Source organism: Streptomyces sp. MBT53 (assembly GCF_016654115.1).
In the GTDB taxonomy this organism is placed as follows: domain Bacteria; phylum Actinomycetota; class Actinomycetes; order Streptomycetales; family Streptomycetaceae; genus Streptomyces.
Genome location: NZ_JAEQAZ010000015.1, coordinates 59027 through 73476 on the forward strand (window position 1 = coordinate 59027; position 14450 = coordinate 73476).

A 14450-nucleotide genomic window follows, 5' to 3' on the forward strand; every position below is an offset into this window, starting at 1 on the left:
CGGCAACACCCTTGATACACGGGGGCCCTCGACGTATTGGCTGTGCACCAGTAGCGTCACAAACCCCCCGCGCGGCGTCTATCCACTTGGCGCGCGATCCGCATCATGGATGACCATAGGGATGCGGATAGCAATAAAGACCGCTGTGAGAGGAGGCGTCCATGGGATCGGTACGCAAGGCGAGTGCCTGGCTTGGGCTCGTTGACGACAACGATGACGAGCGCTACTACGACGACGACTACTCCGAAGGGACCGAGCAGCCCGGGGATGCCTGGGTGACGGACCCGCGAGTGAAGGTGGCCTCGGACGTGGCCGAGGTGAAGGGCCGGCGCATCGGCACGGTCACCCCGGACAGCTTCCGGGACGCCCGCGCCATCGGTGAGCTGTTCCGGGAAGGTGTCCCGGTGATCGTGAACCTCACGGCGATGGAGGCGACCGACGCCAAGCGCGTGGTCGACTTCGCGGCCGGCCTGACCTTCGGCCTGCGCGGCACGATCGAGCGGGTCGCGAACCGTGTCTTCCTGCTGACCCCCGCCAACACGGAGATCGTCAGCGGCGACCCGGTCGCGCGCCGCGAGGACGGTTTCTTCAACCAGAGCTGAGGCAGGGCCGCTTACCGGCCCTGCCTCCCGCAGGGTTGATCAACGTCGATCAGGGTCCTCGGGTCTTCCTACCGGAAGGCGTCGAGTCCGGTGAGCGCCTTGCCCAGCACGAGCTGGTGCATCTCGACGGTGCCCTCGTACGTGAGCACCGACTCCAGGTTCGTCGCGTGCCGCATCACCGGGTACTCCAGCGAGATCCCGTTGGCACCGAGGATCGTCCGTGCCGTACGGCAGATCTCGATGGCCTCCCGTACGTTGTTGAGCTTGCCGAAGCTGACCTGCTCGGGACGCAGGCGCCCGGCGTCCATGCGCCGCCCCAGGTGATGGGCGAGCAGAATCCCCTTGTGCAGTTCGACCGCCATGTCGGCGAGCTTGGCCTGGGTGAGCTGGAAGCCGCCGATGGGCCGCCCGAACTGCTCCCGCGTCTTCGCGTATTCGACGGCGGACTCGAAGGAAGCGCGCGCCGCGCCCATCGCACCCCACACGATTCCGTAACGGGCGTGCGACAGACAGCTCAGCGGCCCCTTCAGTCCCACGACCTCGGGCAGCACCGCATCGGCGGGCAATCGCACATCATCGAGGACGAGTTCGCTGGTGACGGACGCGCGCAGTGACCACTTGTGCTTGATCTCGGGCGCGGAGAAGCCGGAGACGTCCGTCGGTACGACGAACCCCCGGATCCCGTCGTCGGTCTGCGCCCACACGACGGCGACGCCGGCCACCGAGCCGTTGGTGATCCACATCTTCCGCCCGTTGAGAATCCAGTCGCCGCTCGCGTCGCGCTTGGCGTACGTGCGCATGGCGCCGGGGTCGGAGCCGTGGTCGGGTTCGGTCAGCCCGAAGCAGCCGATGACGTCACCGGAGGCCATGTTCGGCAGCCAGGTCTGCTTCTGCTCCTCGCTCCCGAAGCGGTGGATGGCGTACATGGCGAGCGATCCCTGCACCGACACGAGCGACCGGATCCCCGAGTCGGCGGCCTCCAACTCCAGGCAGGCGAGCCCGTATTGGACGGCGGAGGCACCGGCGCACCCGTACCCGTCGAGCGACATCCCGAGCGCCCCGATCCCGCCCAACTCCCGCGCGAGCTCCCGGATCCCGGGCAACTCACCCTTCTCGTACCACTCGGCGACGTACGGCAGCACCTTGTCGGCGGCCCACGCGCGAACGGTGTCGCGGATCGCGAGATCCTCGGGGTCGAGCAGGTCGTCGAGGCCGAGGGGGTCGGCGGGGTCGAAGGGGGGCAACTTCGAGGACGATGACATGGCTCAGCCTCCGGCACCTAAAAACTATCACCGCTAGTTACGACAACGGGGTCGACGTTACGACGACGAGTCGAGCACGTCCACCACCCCCCAAACTTCTGCGGCTCTCCCCCTCCCCGACCCGCGGTCGCCGACGGCGGGGAACCCCCACGGGAAGCGTCCACCCTTCGAGTGCCCGTCACGGGCGGTGCGTGGGTGGGAGAAGGGTGTTCAGGCGGAGACGCGGGGCTGGGTGACTTCGCGCGGGGCCGGCACCTTGGCCAGAGGTGCCTCGCACTGCATGACGCGCGGCAGGCGCAACGCCATCACCGCGCCCAGCAGCAGCAAGCCCGCGCTGACGAGGAGCGTGACGTGCAGCCCGTGCACGAAGGCGTGCCGTGCCGCGTCACGCAGGGCGGCGCCACGCACTCCACCGAGACGCGACGCGACGTCGTACGCCTCGCCCAGTGAATGGCCCGCCGAGGCCGACGCGGAGGTCGGAACCCCGGGCACTGAGCGCAGACCTGGCGCGTACGCCGCGTTCATGACGCTGCCGAGGAGCGCGATGCCGATACCGGCGCCGAGTTGGTAGGAGGTCTCGCCGATCGCCGCCGCTCCGCCCGCCTGGGCCGGCGGAGCCTCGCTGAGCATCGACTCGTACGCCCCGAAGAGGGTCATCTCCAGGCCGAACCCGAGCAGCAGGAACCCGAAGAGCAGCAGCCCGGTATTGTCCCGGCCGCCCATCGCGGTGAGCGTCAGCACCGAGAACGCGGTCAGGCAGAAGCCGAAGCACACCATCCGGCGCGGGCCGAAACGCCGGAGCATCCGCGCCCCGAACAGCCCGGCCGCCATCGCCGCGAACGTCAGCGGCAGGAGTCGTAGACCCGTCTGGAGAGGCGACAGGCCCAGGACCAGTTGCAGATACTGGGCCGCGATGAGTTCGAGGCCCACCAGGGCCAGCATCGCCAGGACAATGCAGCCGACGGAGGTGCTGAACGCCGGCCTGCGGAACATGCTCAGGTCCACCAGCGGATGCGTACGGCGCCGTTGCCGTCGTACGAAAAGAACCATCAGCACCGCGCCCACGAGCAGCGGGGCCACCGTCCACGCGCTGTCCACGGGCTCTCCGCCGCCGAGCCGTTTCACGCCCAGGACGACTCCGAAGAGTCCACCGGCGGCCATCAGCGCGCCGACGACGTCCCACGGGCCGTTGCGGTCGCCGCGGGACTCGGGGAGCAGGAGGCGGCCGATCGGCAGGCTGATCAGCATCAAGGGGATGTTGACCAGGAAGACCGAGCCCCACCAGAAGTGCTCCAGCAAGAACCCGCCGAGCAGCGGGCCCACCGCCGCGCCGACCGCCGCCACCGCGCTCCACACGCCGATCGCCACCGCGCGCTCGCGCCGGTCGGGGAAGACCTGGCGAAGGATCGACAGCGTGGCGGGCATGATCATCGCGCCGCCGACGCCGAGCAGCGCCCGCGCGAGGATCAGTACCTGGGCGGAATGGGCGCAGGCGGCCAGGCCGGAGGCGATGCCGAAGAGGCCGTAGCCGAGGAGCAGGATGCGTCTGCGGCCGACGCGGTCGCCGAGCGTGCCGAAGAGGATGAGGAGCGAGGCGCAGACCAGCGGATAGACGTCGACGATCCAGAGCAGCTCTATCGCGCCGGGTTTGAGGTCCTCGGTGACGGCGGGCACCGCGACATGGAGCACGGTGGCGTCGAGCGCGACGAGGAGCAGGCTCACGCAGAGGACGACGAGGACGACCCAGCGGTTGGCACCGGCCCCGGCCGCCCGACGGCGCAGCGCTGCGGCGGCCGTGGTCGTCCCGGACATGTACTACCTCCCAGATGTTCCCTCGCGTTCGGCGGGCTCACGGGGTGGGGACTCCCCGTGACTGCGGCCGGAGAGGAGCGGTGTCTCCGGCCCGCGCAACGAAGGCGAGTGAGCCGTCAGAGTACGCGAGTTCACGCCAATGCCACGTGGCGGACCTCTCACACTCCCCGGACAACACGTGTGGCGTACACCACTCCCCCTCCTGTGGACCACGCCCCGGCGGGCCGGTCGGTTCCGCACCCCGTCGATAATCGAGCCCGTGACCGATCTTGAAGCACCCCTGCGCCGGGCGGCCCCGGCCCTCCTCGGGTACGCCGCCGTCCGCGCCCTGGGCCTGGTGGTGCTCGCGGTGTGGAGCGCGGCGCGCGGCAAGAGCGCCCACACCTTGCTGACCGCGCGGTGGGACGCCCTCTGGTACACCCGGGTCGCCGACCTCGGTTACGGCTACGAGGTGCGGCTCCCGAACGGCGACGTCCACTCGAACCTCGCCTTCTTCCCGCTGCTGCCCTGGCTGGAAAGGTTCATGCACGCGGTCTCCCCGCTGTCGTACGCCGACGGCGGTCTCGTGGTGAGCCTGCTCGCCTCGCTCGCGGCGGCCTGGGGGATCTTCGCCGTCGCCGAGCACGTCTACGGCCGTAGGGCGGGCGTGTGTGCCGTGCTGCTGTGGGCCGTGCTCCCCGTGGGGATCGTGCAGTCGATGGCGTACAGCGAGTCGCTGTTCACCGCGCTCGCCGCCTGGTCGCTGTACGCCGCGTTGACCGGCCGCTGGCTGACGGCGGGGACTCTGGCGCTGCTGGCGGGTCTGACCCGGCCCGTGGGGCTCGCAGTGGTCGCCGCGGTGTGGGTCGCCGGCGTCACCTCTTTCGTGGCCCCTTCAGTGACTTCTTTCGTGCGGGACCGCAGCACGGCGCCCGCGCCCGGCGCGCGGAACTGGCGGTGCGCCCTCGGTCTGGTGCTCGCGCCCCTGGGCGCCGCCGGGTACGTCCTGTGGGTCGGCCACCGCACCGGCAAGGGGCCGCTGGGCTATCTCGACGTGCAGGCGGGCTGGCGCAACGGTTTCGACGGGGGCGCCGCCTTCGCCCGTTTCGTCGGCGAGAAGTTCACCTCGTTCCCGTCCGCCCTGGCCGGGGTCGGGCTGATCGTCGGGGTCGGGCTGGTGGTGTGGCTGTACGTGGTCGGGGTCCGGCAGCGGCAGCCGTTGCCCCTCCTGGTGTACACGGGGGTTGTCACCGCGCTCGCGCTGTGCGCGTCGAGCTACTTCGGCTCGAAACCGCGCCTGCTGATGCCCGCTTTCCCCCTGTTGTTCCCTCTCGCGCTCGCTCTGGCGCGGCTGCGTACGTCCAGGTCAGCGTGGGTGGTGGGCGGTGTCGCGGTGGCGTCGGCCGTGTACGGGGCGTTCTGGCTGAACGGTTCCGGTCCGCCATGATCCACGCCGGGGACCGGTGAGCGCCCGGCTAATTTCACCCCAGCGTTTGGTGAACTAATTCATAAGTGCCATAAAACTCGGGCCCGGCATGATCAAAGGAATTGAAGGGCGGAGGCATCGGGGATTGCGGAATCCTCGGAAATAAACCTGTCTCTGAGAGCTTTCCCACATCACATCGTCATCACAAAGCCGCTGATTCGACGGGGATCCACACTCACTCGCTGTAACGTCGATTGAGTGCGTACCGAACGAAACCTCACCCGTCTGGACCGGGTGTTCGCGAGGCTGGACCGTGAACCTGAACGGCCGGCCAACATCGATGTGCCGAAGATGAGCCGGCACAGGGTCGTGCTGTTTGCCGCGACCCTGGCCTTCTATCTGGCGATCGTGTGGCTCGTCGTGACCACGTCCTGGCTGGTCCGGTTCGACTGGCAGGTCATGTTCTTCCGCCCGTACCAGCAGTGGGCGGGCATCCACTGGTTCGTCGACTACTACGTGGTGCTGGGCCAGCGCGGCCCCACCGCGGTGATGGTCGCGGCCTGGCTGGGCTGGCGCTCGTGGCGGCAGCACACGCTGCGTCCGCTGCTGACCCTGGGTACCCTGCTGCTCCTCCTGAACATCACGGTCGGCGCCGCCAAGCTCGGCATGGGCCGCCTCGGCCCGCACTACGCCACCGTCATCGGCTCGAACGAGATGGGCCTGGGCGGCGATATATTTCCCAGCGGCCACACCGCCAACGCGGTCGTGACCTGGGGGATTCTGGCCTATCTGGCCTCGACACCGAGGGCCCGCCGCTGGTTGTCCGCCGCGTCCGCCGTGACCTCGCTCGGCGTCGGTCTCGCCACGGTCTACCTCGGTACGCACTGGCTGAGCGACGTCCTGCTCGGCTGGGCCGCCGGTCTGCTGGTGCTGCTCGCCCTCCCGTGGTGCGAGCCGCTGATCGCGCTGGCCGAGACCCGCATCTTCGACTACCGCGACCGCTGGCGCGCCCGCCGCGGCGGTACGGCGCCCGCCCCGGTGCCTGCGTTGCCGGTCACCGCGCCCGTGCTGCTCAAGCCGCGCACCTCCGCCTCGGGCGACGAGGTCCCGGCGGCCCGCGAGACGGTCACCGCGAGCCGTTCGGCGCGGCCTCCCGCCCATCTGGCGCCGAGCCCGCACACGACCCGCTCGGAGCGCACCCCGGTCACCCCGATCGGCAGCCGCCGCCCGCCGCATCCGGAGCGGGTGGCACGTGGCACCGCCTCGGCGACGGCCCGTCCGGCGGCGGGCGGCTGACCCACCAGACCGCGGGGCCGGTACGCACAACCCATCCCCGCATGACGAAGGCCCCGGTTCCTCCTGCGGAACCGGGGCCTTCGTGACGTGCGCGTTCAGCCCTTCCAGGCACGCGCCACCGTGCCGTCCTTGACCTCGAAGTTCAGTCGGCCCTCGCGGTACTCCATGGTGATGATCGCCCCCGGCGGCAGCGACCGCACGGTCGACCACCCCCGTTCCCGCGCGAGCCGCTCGGCCTCGGGGGCGTCGAGGCCGACGTAGGTGTTGGGGTTGTCCTGGGGTTCCGCCGGTGGAGTCGGAATGGGTGCCATGCCCGCCACGCTAGCCCTTCTCCCGCTCTCCATGACCCGCTCCGGTCACACTTCTGTCACAGGATCAGGACGTGTGTTTTGTTCCGTCCGGCTCACACGTATGAGCGGTTCCGTACGCCTTACGCGGCCATTCGAACGTAATTCCCGCGTGTCGGTCCGGCCCGTCGAATAGCCCGGCGGAAAGTTCCGCGAGAACCGGCCGGGTGCCCCATTCCATTCCGATTCCGTGCCGTACGGCGGGAGCTGACGCCGCATAAGAGTTTCACCGTTCCGGCACAGAATCGTCGTGCGGCACCCGGCCGTCCCGGTCCAGCGCACGGGTCAGCCGGTCCCGCGCCGTCCTGATCGCCCCGGTCAGCTCCGCAGGCTCCAGGACCTCGAAATCGAAGCCCATCATCACCACATGGATCACCATCACATCGAGATTCGGCGCCCCGGTCCGCAGCAGACAGGCGTCCGGCCCGTCCGCCTCCAGCGTCCCGGCGGACGGTGAGATCCGCTCGGCGGCCCGCTCCAGGGGCACGAGCAGCCGGACGACGGCCTGCGAGGCGTACGCGCGCGTGGAGACCCCTTTCGAGACGTACGCGGCGAGGTTCTCGGCCGGTGGTTCGCGCGGGGTGAAGCGCGGGCCGTGCGGCGGCTTGGGCGTGACGCGGTCGACGCGGAAGGTGCGCCAGTCCTCGCGGTCCAGGTCCCAGGCGACCAGGTACCAGCGGCGCTCGGTGCACACCAGGCGGTGCGGTTCGACGGTACGGCGGGTGGGGGCGCCGTCGTGGCTCTCGTACTCGAAGCGCAGCCGCTCGGCGTCCCGGCACAGGGCGGCCAGCTCGGTCAGTACGGCGGGGTCGACGGCGGACGGCAGGGTGTTGTGCAGCATCGGCACGGTGAACGCGTTGAGCGCGCCCACCCGGCGGCGCAGCCGGTTCGGGAGCACCTGTTCCAGCTTGGTGAGGGCGCGTACGGAGGTCTCGCCGATGCCCTCGATGCCCTGCCCGGCGGCGGTCCGCAGACCGACCGCCACGGCGACCGCCTCGTCGTCGTCCAGGAGCAGCGGCGGCAACTCGGCGCCCGCGCCCAGCTGGTAGCCGCCGCCCGTGCCGGGGCTCGCGTTGACGGGGTAGCCCAGCTCGCGCAGCCGGTCGACGTCCCGGCGCACGGTGCGCGGGGTGACCCCGAGCCGGTCGGCCAGGTCGGCGCCGGACCACTCGCGGTGGGCCTGGAGCAACGAGAGCAGCCGCAGGAGTCGTGCCGAGGTCTCCAACATGGTCAAAGTCTGTATCAAGGGCCGTAGGGCAGTTATCAAGAGCTGTAGGGCAGTTATCAAGGGCTGTAAGGGAGTTGGGGCACCTCGAAGCAAGTGCTGTTCATGTCCCCCTGCGGGATCCACCCTTTGCCGTCCTGCCAGCGGGCCACCGACAGACACGTCCTGCGGGTGGTCGGCGGTGCGGCGAGCCGCTCGAAGGAGACGGGAACCAGCAGGCCGTCGGCGGTGTAGTGCTCGCTCCGGTTCATGAACCCGTCGACGCACGCGCGCGTGACGCCCGTTTTCGTCTCCGTGCAGGCCTTCGCCGCGTCCGTGAACCACATCGCCGCCGCCCAGCCCTCCAACTGCCACTGGGAATGCGTCTTCAGCCCCTTGGTGGCGTCCCGGAACTCCCGTACGGCCGGCTGCGACACGTCGTCGAAGTCACGGCTGGACCCGGTCGCCCACAGGGCGTTGCGGCAGCGCGGGGAGTTTTTGTAGTCCTCCGGGACGGTGGATGTCCAATTCTGTACGTTCGTCACCTTGGCGACGACGCTCGCGCCGACCTGGTCCATCGCCGCGCACAACTGGGCGTTCCCGTGCGTGTCGAGGGCGTCGAAGACGAGGTCGGCGCCCTGCTGCTTCAGGTCGGCCGCCGCCGCGCGGAAGTTGGGCAGCGCGAAGTCGACCTGCTCGGGGACGACCTTGTAGCCCTCGGCCCTGAGCCCCTGCTCGACGAGCCGGGCGTAGGCGGCCGAGGCTGCCTGGTTGTACGACACGACGGCGGCGGTACGGGCGCCCTTGCGCTGCTTGAAGTAGCGGTAGACCTCCGTGCCGCCGTACAGCTTGCCGCCCCAGCCCGGGGTGCCCGCGCGGGGTGCGAGGCTGCCGTAGATGCCGTAGAGGTGCGGCCAGGTGTCGTAGGCGGCGCCGATGGGCTGGCCGCCGATGTCGGGCACGCGCGCGTGGGAGACGCGGGAGGCGCCCGCGTAGTCGAGGGCGGTGGTGGCGACCAGGGCGACGACCTTGTCCTCGTCGATCAGCTGGTGCACGCACTCGTTGTCGCCGACACCGCTGCCGCCGTCGTCGCACATCCGCACCTCGACCCGGCGCCCGGCGATGCCCCCGCGCGCGTTGACGCGGTCGAAGTACGCCTCGGCGCCGTCGCGGGGGCCGGTGAAGGTGTCGCCGCCGACCGGGCTGGTCGCGCTGGTGATGATGCCGACCCGGATCGGCGTGCCCGTGCCCGTACCCGTGCTCGGCGCGGGCGTACGGGTGCCGCCGTGCTCGAAGTCGCTCTCCGGGAGACGGCTGCCGCAGGCCGTGCCCCCGAGGAGGAGCAGCAGCACCGCGGCAGCGGCCTCAGCAGCCCGACCCGGGCGACGACGAGGCATCGCCGCTCAACGCCACCAGCGCGCACAGGGTGTTGACGGACACCTTCCAGGTGCCGCCCTGTTCGACGGAGGTCCCGGAGGCGTCCGGCAGGGCGGTGGCGCCGTTGAGGGTCAGCGTGTAGGTCACGGTCGCCTTGTCCGTCTTGGTGAACACGACCTTGGTGACCTCCGCCTGGACCTGGCCGCCGCGTTTGTCGCCGTTGAACGCCTTCAGGACGGGGCCCATCTTGTCGCCGTTCTCCAGGACGGCCTGTTTGTCCTTGGTGGAGCTGGCCGGGTCGAAGAACTTCTTCCAGTTGGCCTTGATCTGGGTGGTGGCGGCGGCCGGGTCGGCGGGCGCGGTCGCCGGTGCGCTCGTGGTCTGTTCCACGGACGGGGTCGGCGGTGGTGCGCTGCTGCCGCCCCCGCTGTCGTCGCTGCAGGCCGCCAGGGCCGAGCCGAGCACAAGGATCAGGGCGGCGGCCGTAACTACCGTGCCCCGCCCGCGCCTTGAGTTCCTTCGCCTGAGGTCGCTCCCGAGAACCATCTGGCTCACCGCCGGGTGTCGGTCCGGGCCGTGCGCGCCCGGTGTTTTCAGGTCGGGTGTCAGAAGGCATAGTGCAAGCCATTGGCCGGCATGGACAGACACATGACATGTGGGAGCCGTAAATGCGGACAGCCCGACTGCGGACCGTGCGTCCCATCCTGTGGGCCGGCTGGGCCGCGCTCGCCGCGGGTGCGGTGCTGTGCGTGCTCGGCTGGTACGGCGTCTCCGGCGAGCGCTACGCCGAGCGCCAACTCCCCTACCTGGCCTCCTGCACGATCCCCGGCGCCGCGCTGATCGTCGCCGGCGCGGTCCTGCTCGCCCAGGGCCGCAGCGCCCTCGCCACCGCGCGCGTGGAGGAGCTGTACGCCCTTCTCGTGGCCGCCGGGGCCGACGACGCGGAGGAGTCGGCGGAGGCCGCCGCCGCGCCCCTGGCGGTCAGCGGGGACCTGTTGATGGTGCCCGGCGGCACGTTGTGGCACCGCGCGGACTGCCCGTTGGTCGCCGGGAAGGCGGAGGCGGTGCCGGTGGACTCGAAGCTGGTGGCGAACGGCGAGTTGAGCCCCTGCCCGATCTGCGAGCCCGCCGAAGCCGACGACTGATGTCCTCGCTGACCTACGACCTCACCCTGGCCGGCCTGTCCGTCGGCAGCGCCGCCGCGCTCACCGGGATCGGCCTGATCGTGACGTACCGGGCGACCGGCGTCCTCAACTTCGCGCACGGCGCGGTCGCGATGGTCTGCGCGTACGCGCTGCGGCAGTGCGTGGTGGGGTGGGGCTGGCCGCTGTGGCTGGGCGCGGTGGTGACGCTGTTGTTCCTCGCGCCCGCCGTCGGAGTCGCGCTGGAACGGTTCGTCTTCCGGCCGCTCTCGGTCCTCGGCGGCGATCCGGCGCAGACCCTGGTCGCGTCCATCGGCGTGTTCGTGCTGCTGGTCGGCGGGGCGGTGCTGGTGTGGGGACAGGGTGCGCGGGACGACGCGCCGGAGCTGGTGTCGGCCGATCCCTGGGGCCAGTTGGCGGTGGTCCTGGTCCTCGCGGCGGGCGTCGGGGCGGTCATCCGCTGGACGCGGTTCGGACGGGAACTCCGGGCCGTGGTCGACGACCGCCGACTCGCGGTGCTGGGCGGGGTGGACGCGGACCGGGTCGCGGCGGCGGGCTGGGCGTTCGGGTCCTTCACGGCGGGCCTGACGGGCGTGCTCCTCGCCCCGTTCGTGCGCCTGGACCCGTACGGCCTGCCCCTGCTCGTCATGGAGGTGGTGGCGGTCGCGGTGGCCGCGCGGATGCGGAGTCTGCCGGTCGTCGTGGTGGTGGCGCTGGGGATCGGGGTCGGGCAGAGCCAGTTGACGCGGGTCCATCTGTCCGGCTGGGGTGGGCAGTTGGTGCAGGCGGTGGGCGCGAACCTGTTCGTGGTCGCGCTGTTGGTCGCGGCACTGGTACTGCCGGGTGTCGGTGCGAGGGACGCCCTCCCCCGTACGGCTTCCGCACGCGTCGCGACGCCTCCCGGAGCCTGGATCGTGGCGGCGGTCCTGTTCCTGGTCCCCCTCGGCTTCGCGGGCTCGGACCTGCACACCTCGGTCCAAGTTCCGGCGCTGGGCGTGGTGTTGCTGTCCCTGGTGGTGGTCACCGGGCGCGGCGGCCAGCTCTCGCTGGGGCAGGCGGCGTACGCGGGCCTGGGCGCCCTGTTCACGGCGCTGCTGGCGGCAGGCCGCTTCCCGGGCCTGCCCCGCCTCCCCGAACTGGCCGCACTCGCGGCAGCAGTCCTCCTGGTGGCCCCCCTGGGCCTACTCACCGGCTGGCCGGCGATCGGCCGCCACGGCCTGTCCCTGGCCCTCGCGACCTTCGCGGTCGGCGTCGGGGTCAGCCGCTTCGTCTTCGCCCAGCCGTACGCCACGGCGGGCCTGTCGCTGGACCGCCCGTCCGGCTTCGACGGCGACCGCGCCTATTACACCCTCGAACTCGCCCTCCTGACCGGCGCGTTGCTGGCGACCCACGCCCTGCGCCGGGGCCGCACGGGCCGCGCCCTCGCCGCGATGCGCGACCACGAGGCGGGCGCGTCGGCGGCGGGCGTCCGCGTCCCCGCCCTGAAGCTCCTGGCGTTCGTCACGGGCGCCGCCCTGGCCGCCCTCGGCGGCGGCATGCTCGGCATGGGCCTGCGCGCCTTCGACCCTTCGGCCTACGACCCCGTCCGGGGCCTGCTGTGGTTCGCCGCGTTGGTCGTCCTGGGCGCCGACAGCACACTGGGCGCACTGACGGCCGCGGCCCTGCTGGTGGGCCTGGACGCGGGCGCGCGCGGCGGAGTGGCGGCGGCACTGATCGGGGTGCTGGCGGTGTGCGTGGGACGGTTTCCCGGAGGCCCGTACGAGGCGCTGCGGACGGCGGCGGAACGCCTGCGACCTCAACGGCGGGCGCGGCTCACGCCGTTGGGGGTGCGTGTGCGGCGGAGGTTGCGGGTGGCGGCCGGGCCGCTGCGGATGAGCTCAACGACGTCTGTGCACACGGGTGTTGCGCGCCGCGCGGAGCTCGGTGGCGGTCGGCTGTCCGACGACACCCGGAACCCGCGAGGACGCACCGCCGGGCCTGGGCAACGGGACGAGGCGGGCTCTTCGGCAGCTACTCGCGAAGGCGGGGTCGGCTCAACGGCGGCCACCCGCAGGGACGTTGCACGCTCAACACAGACCGACCCCGGACGAACCCCCGAAGCTCAGGACCCACGAGAGCACACCGCCGGACCTGGGCAGCAGGACGAGGCAGGCTCTCCGGCGGCTGCTCGCGGAGACGGGGCTGGCCCAACGGCAGCCACCCACAAGGACGTTGCACACCCAGCACAGACCGACCCCGGACGAACCCCCGGAGCCCGGAACCCACGAGAGCACACCGCCGGACCTGGGCAGCAGGACGAGGCGGGCTCTCCTGCGGCTGCTCGCGGACGCGGGGTCGGCTCAACGGCCGCCGCGCGCAGGAGCGGAGCCGAGCCAACGGCAGCCACCAGCAGCAGCGAGACCGGCTCCGCGGCGGCCGCCCGCAGGGGCGAAGCCAACCCAACAGCACCCACCCGTAGGAGCGACACCAGCCCACCGCCCTCCACCCGTAGGAGCGACACCGACCCACCGGCCTCCACCCGCAGGGGCGTTGCGCGTCCAGCGGCGGGCTACGCCGGGTGGGCTCGCGGCCTTGGGGCCACTCGCCCGCCCGAACGGGCACGCCCTGCCGAACGGGACCCGGCACGGGTCCCGACCGTCCTCACCGCCCATAGCCTGCACGCCGGTTACGGCGGCTTCACCGCCCTCAACGGTGTCGATCTCGTCGTGCGGGCGGGGCAGGTGACCGCCGTCGTCGGGCCCAACGGGGCTGGAAAGAGCACCCTGTTCCACTGTCTGGCCGGGACCCTGCGGCCCGTGCGCGGGCGGGTGCGGCTCGACGGGCGGGACATCACCCGGCTGCCCGCGCACGCCCGGACGCGGCTCGGGGTCGCTCGGAGCTTTCAACAGCTCGCCGTCTTCCCCTCGTTGACCGTCGCCGAGAACGTGCGGGTGGGGGCCGAGCAGGGGCGCGTCGAAGAACCGGGGGCCGTGGAGCGGGCGTTGCGGCTCTTCGGGCTCGGCGGGGAGCTGCGGTCGCTGCCCGCCGCCGGGCTGTCCACCGGGACGCTGCGCCGGGTCGAGCTGGCGAGGGCGTTCGCGGGCGGCCCTCGCGTGCTGCTGCTCGACGAGCCCGCCGCCGGACTCGACACCGCCGAAGTGGCCGCGCTGACCCTGGTGTTGAGGGCGCTGGCCGCCGAGGGCACCGCGCTGCTCGTCGTGGAGCACGACCTCGATCTGGTCGCCGACCTCGCCGACGTGGTCCATGTGATGGCGGCGGGCCGCATCGTCGCCATAGGACCGCCGGACCGTGTCCTCGACGCACCCGGTACCTGGGAGGCCCCGGCATGACCATCTCCCTGCGCCACGCGCGCGTGCGCTACGGCCCCCTCGAAGCCCTGCACGGCATCACGCTCGCCGCCCCCGCCCACGGGCTCACCGTCCTGCTCGGCCGCAACGGCTCCGGCCGTACGACCGTGCTGCGCGCCCTCGCCGGTACGGTCGCGCTGTCGGGCGGCGCGGTGGTGTGGGACGGCGCCGATGTGACCCGTATGCCCGCCCACGAACGGGCCCGCCGGGGGCTGTGTCTGGTGCCGGAGCGGCGGGCCGTGTTCGGGTCCCTCACCGTCCGCGAGAACCTCGAACTCGCGGCGCGGGACCACTCCGTGGCCCTCGACGCGTACCCGCAGCTCGGCCCCCTGCTCCCCCGCCGGGCCGGCACCCTCTCCGGGGGCGAGCAGCGCATGCTGGCCCTGTCCCGTGCCCTGCTGGCACGCGCGCGGGTGGTGCTCGTCGACGAGCCCGCGCAGGGCATGTCACCGGCGGTCGCGGACCGCACGTACGAACTGCTGCGCGGGCTGGACGCGTGCGTGGTCGTCGCCGAGCAGCGGCTGCCGCCCGTGCTGCGCGGCCGGGCCGCCCTCGTGTACGAACTGCGGCGCGGGGCGGTCGTGTTCGGCGGCGAGGCGGCCGAACTGCACTGAGGCCTGCAACGGCCGGACCCCCGCCCGGTCGGAGGACCTGGC

Annotated in this window: 12 protein-coding genes; 6 read left to right on the top strand and 6 right to left on the bottom strand. The window is 71.8% G+C overall.

The annotated features are described in order from the left end of the window. Positions 1 to 161 precede the first annotated feature (161 nt). On the top strand, positions 162 to 602 hold the full coding sequence (locus JHN45_RS08090; protein WP_019074897.1) for a cell division protein SepF: 441 nt from the start codon (positions 162 to 164) through the stop codon (positions 600 to 602). Positions 603 to 670: 68 nt separating this feature from the next. On the opposite strand, the gene JHN45_RS08095 is transcribed toward JHN45_RS08090, so the two are convergent. Next, entirely contained in the window at positions 671 to 1864 is a 1194-nt protein-coding gene (locus tag JHN45_RS08095; RefSeq protein WP_201048550.1) for an acyl-CoA dehydrogenase family protein, read from the bottom strand. Positions 1865 to 2074: 210 nt separating this feature from the next. Next, complete coding sequence (locus tag JHN45_RS08100; protein ID WP_200716110.1) at positions 2075 to 3676, bottom strand: MFS transporter; 1602 nt, start codon at positions 3674 to 3676, stop codon at positions 2075 to 2077. Positions 3677 to 3935: 259 nt separating this feature from the next. On the opposite strand from JHN45_RS08100, the gene JHN45_RS08105 reads away from it, so the two are divergent. Beyond that, positions 3936 to 5102: a hypothetical protein gene (locus tag JHN45_RS08105; protein ID WP_201048551.1), complete on the top strand. Its 1167-nt coding sequence runs from the start codon at positions 3936 to 3938 to the stop codon at positions 5100 to 5102. A 237-nt stretch (positions 5103 to 5339) separates the two neighbouring features. Beyond that, entirely contained in the window at positions 5340 to 6377 is a 1038-nt protein-coding gene (locus JHN45_RS08110) for a phosphatase PAP2 family protein (protein ID WP_201048552.1), read from the top strand. A gap of 95 nt (positions 6378 to 6472) precedes the next feature. Here JHN45_RS08110 and JHN45_RS08115 read toward each other — a convergent pair whose 3' ends face one another. From JHN45_RS08115 to JHN45_RS08130, 4 genes are all read right to left on the bottom strand, one after another. Beyond that, a complete protein-coding gene (locus JHN45_RS08115; protein WP_093625044.1) occupies positions 6473 to 6688 on the bottom strand; it encodes an I78 family peptidase inhibitor in 216 nt (71 codons plus the stop codon). Positions 6689 to 6950: 262 nt separating this feature from the next. After that, positions 6951 to 7952 (bottom strand): YafY family protein, encoded by a 1002-nt coding sequence (locus tag JHN45_RS08120; protein ID WP_201048553.1) that lies wholly within the window; start codon positions 7950 to 7952, stop codon positions 6951 to 6953. A 56-nt stretch (positions 7953 to 8008) separates the two neighbouring features. Further along, positions 8009 to 9325 carry an ABC transporter substrate-binding protein gene (locus JHN45_RS08125; RefSeq protein WP_201048554.1) on the bottom strand — a complete coding sequence of 439 codons (1317 nt, stop codon included), beginning with the start codon at positions 9323 to 9325 and terminating at the stop codon, positions 8009 to 8011. After that, on the bottom strand, positions 9294 to 9851 hold the full coding sequence (locus tag JHN45_RS08130; RefSeq protein ID WP_201048555.1) for a hypothetical protein: 558 nt from the start codon (positions 9849 to 9851) through the stop codon (positions 9294 to 9296). The genes JHN45_RS08125 and JHN45_RS08130 overlap by 32 nt, the downstream gene beginning before the upstream one ends. A gap of 122 nt (positions 9852 to 9973) precedes the next feature. Between JHN45_RS08130 and JHN45_RS08135 the strand changes: the two genes are divergently transcribed. From JHN45_RS08135 to JHN45_RS08145, 3 genes are read left to right on the top strand one after another with little or no spacing between them, the layout of a single operon-like run. Continuing rightward, positions 9974 to 10450, top strand: coding sequence for a hypothetical protein (locus JHN45_RS08135; protein WP_201048556.1), 477 nt, complete (start codon positions 9974 to 9976; stop codon positions 10448 to 10450). Then, positions 10450 to 13776 (top strand): branched-chain amino acid ABC transporter permease/ATP-binding protein, encoded by a 3327-nt coding sequence (locus tag JHN45_RS08140; RefSeq protein WP_201048557.1) that lies wholly within the window; start codon positions 10450 to 10452, stop codon positions 13774 to 13776. The genes JHN45_RS08135 and JHN45_RS08140 overlap by 1 nt, the downstream gene beginning before the upstream one ends. Further along, positions 13773 to 14408 (top strand): ATP-binding cassette domain-containing protein, encoded by a 636-nt coding sequence (locus JHN45_RS08145; RefSeq protein ID WP_201048558.1) that lies wholly within the window; start codon positions 13773 to 13775, stop codon positions 14406 to 14408. The genes JHN45_RS08140 and JHN45_RS08145 overlap by 4 nt, the downstream gene beginning before the upstream one ends. Positions 14409 to 14450 lie beyond the last annotated feature (42 nt).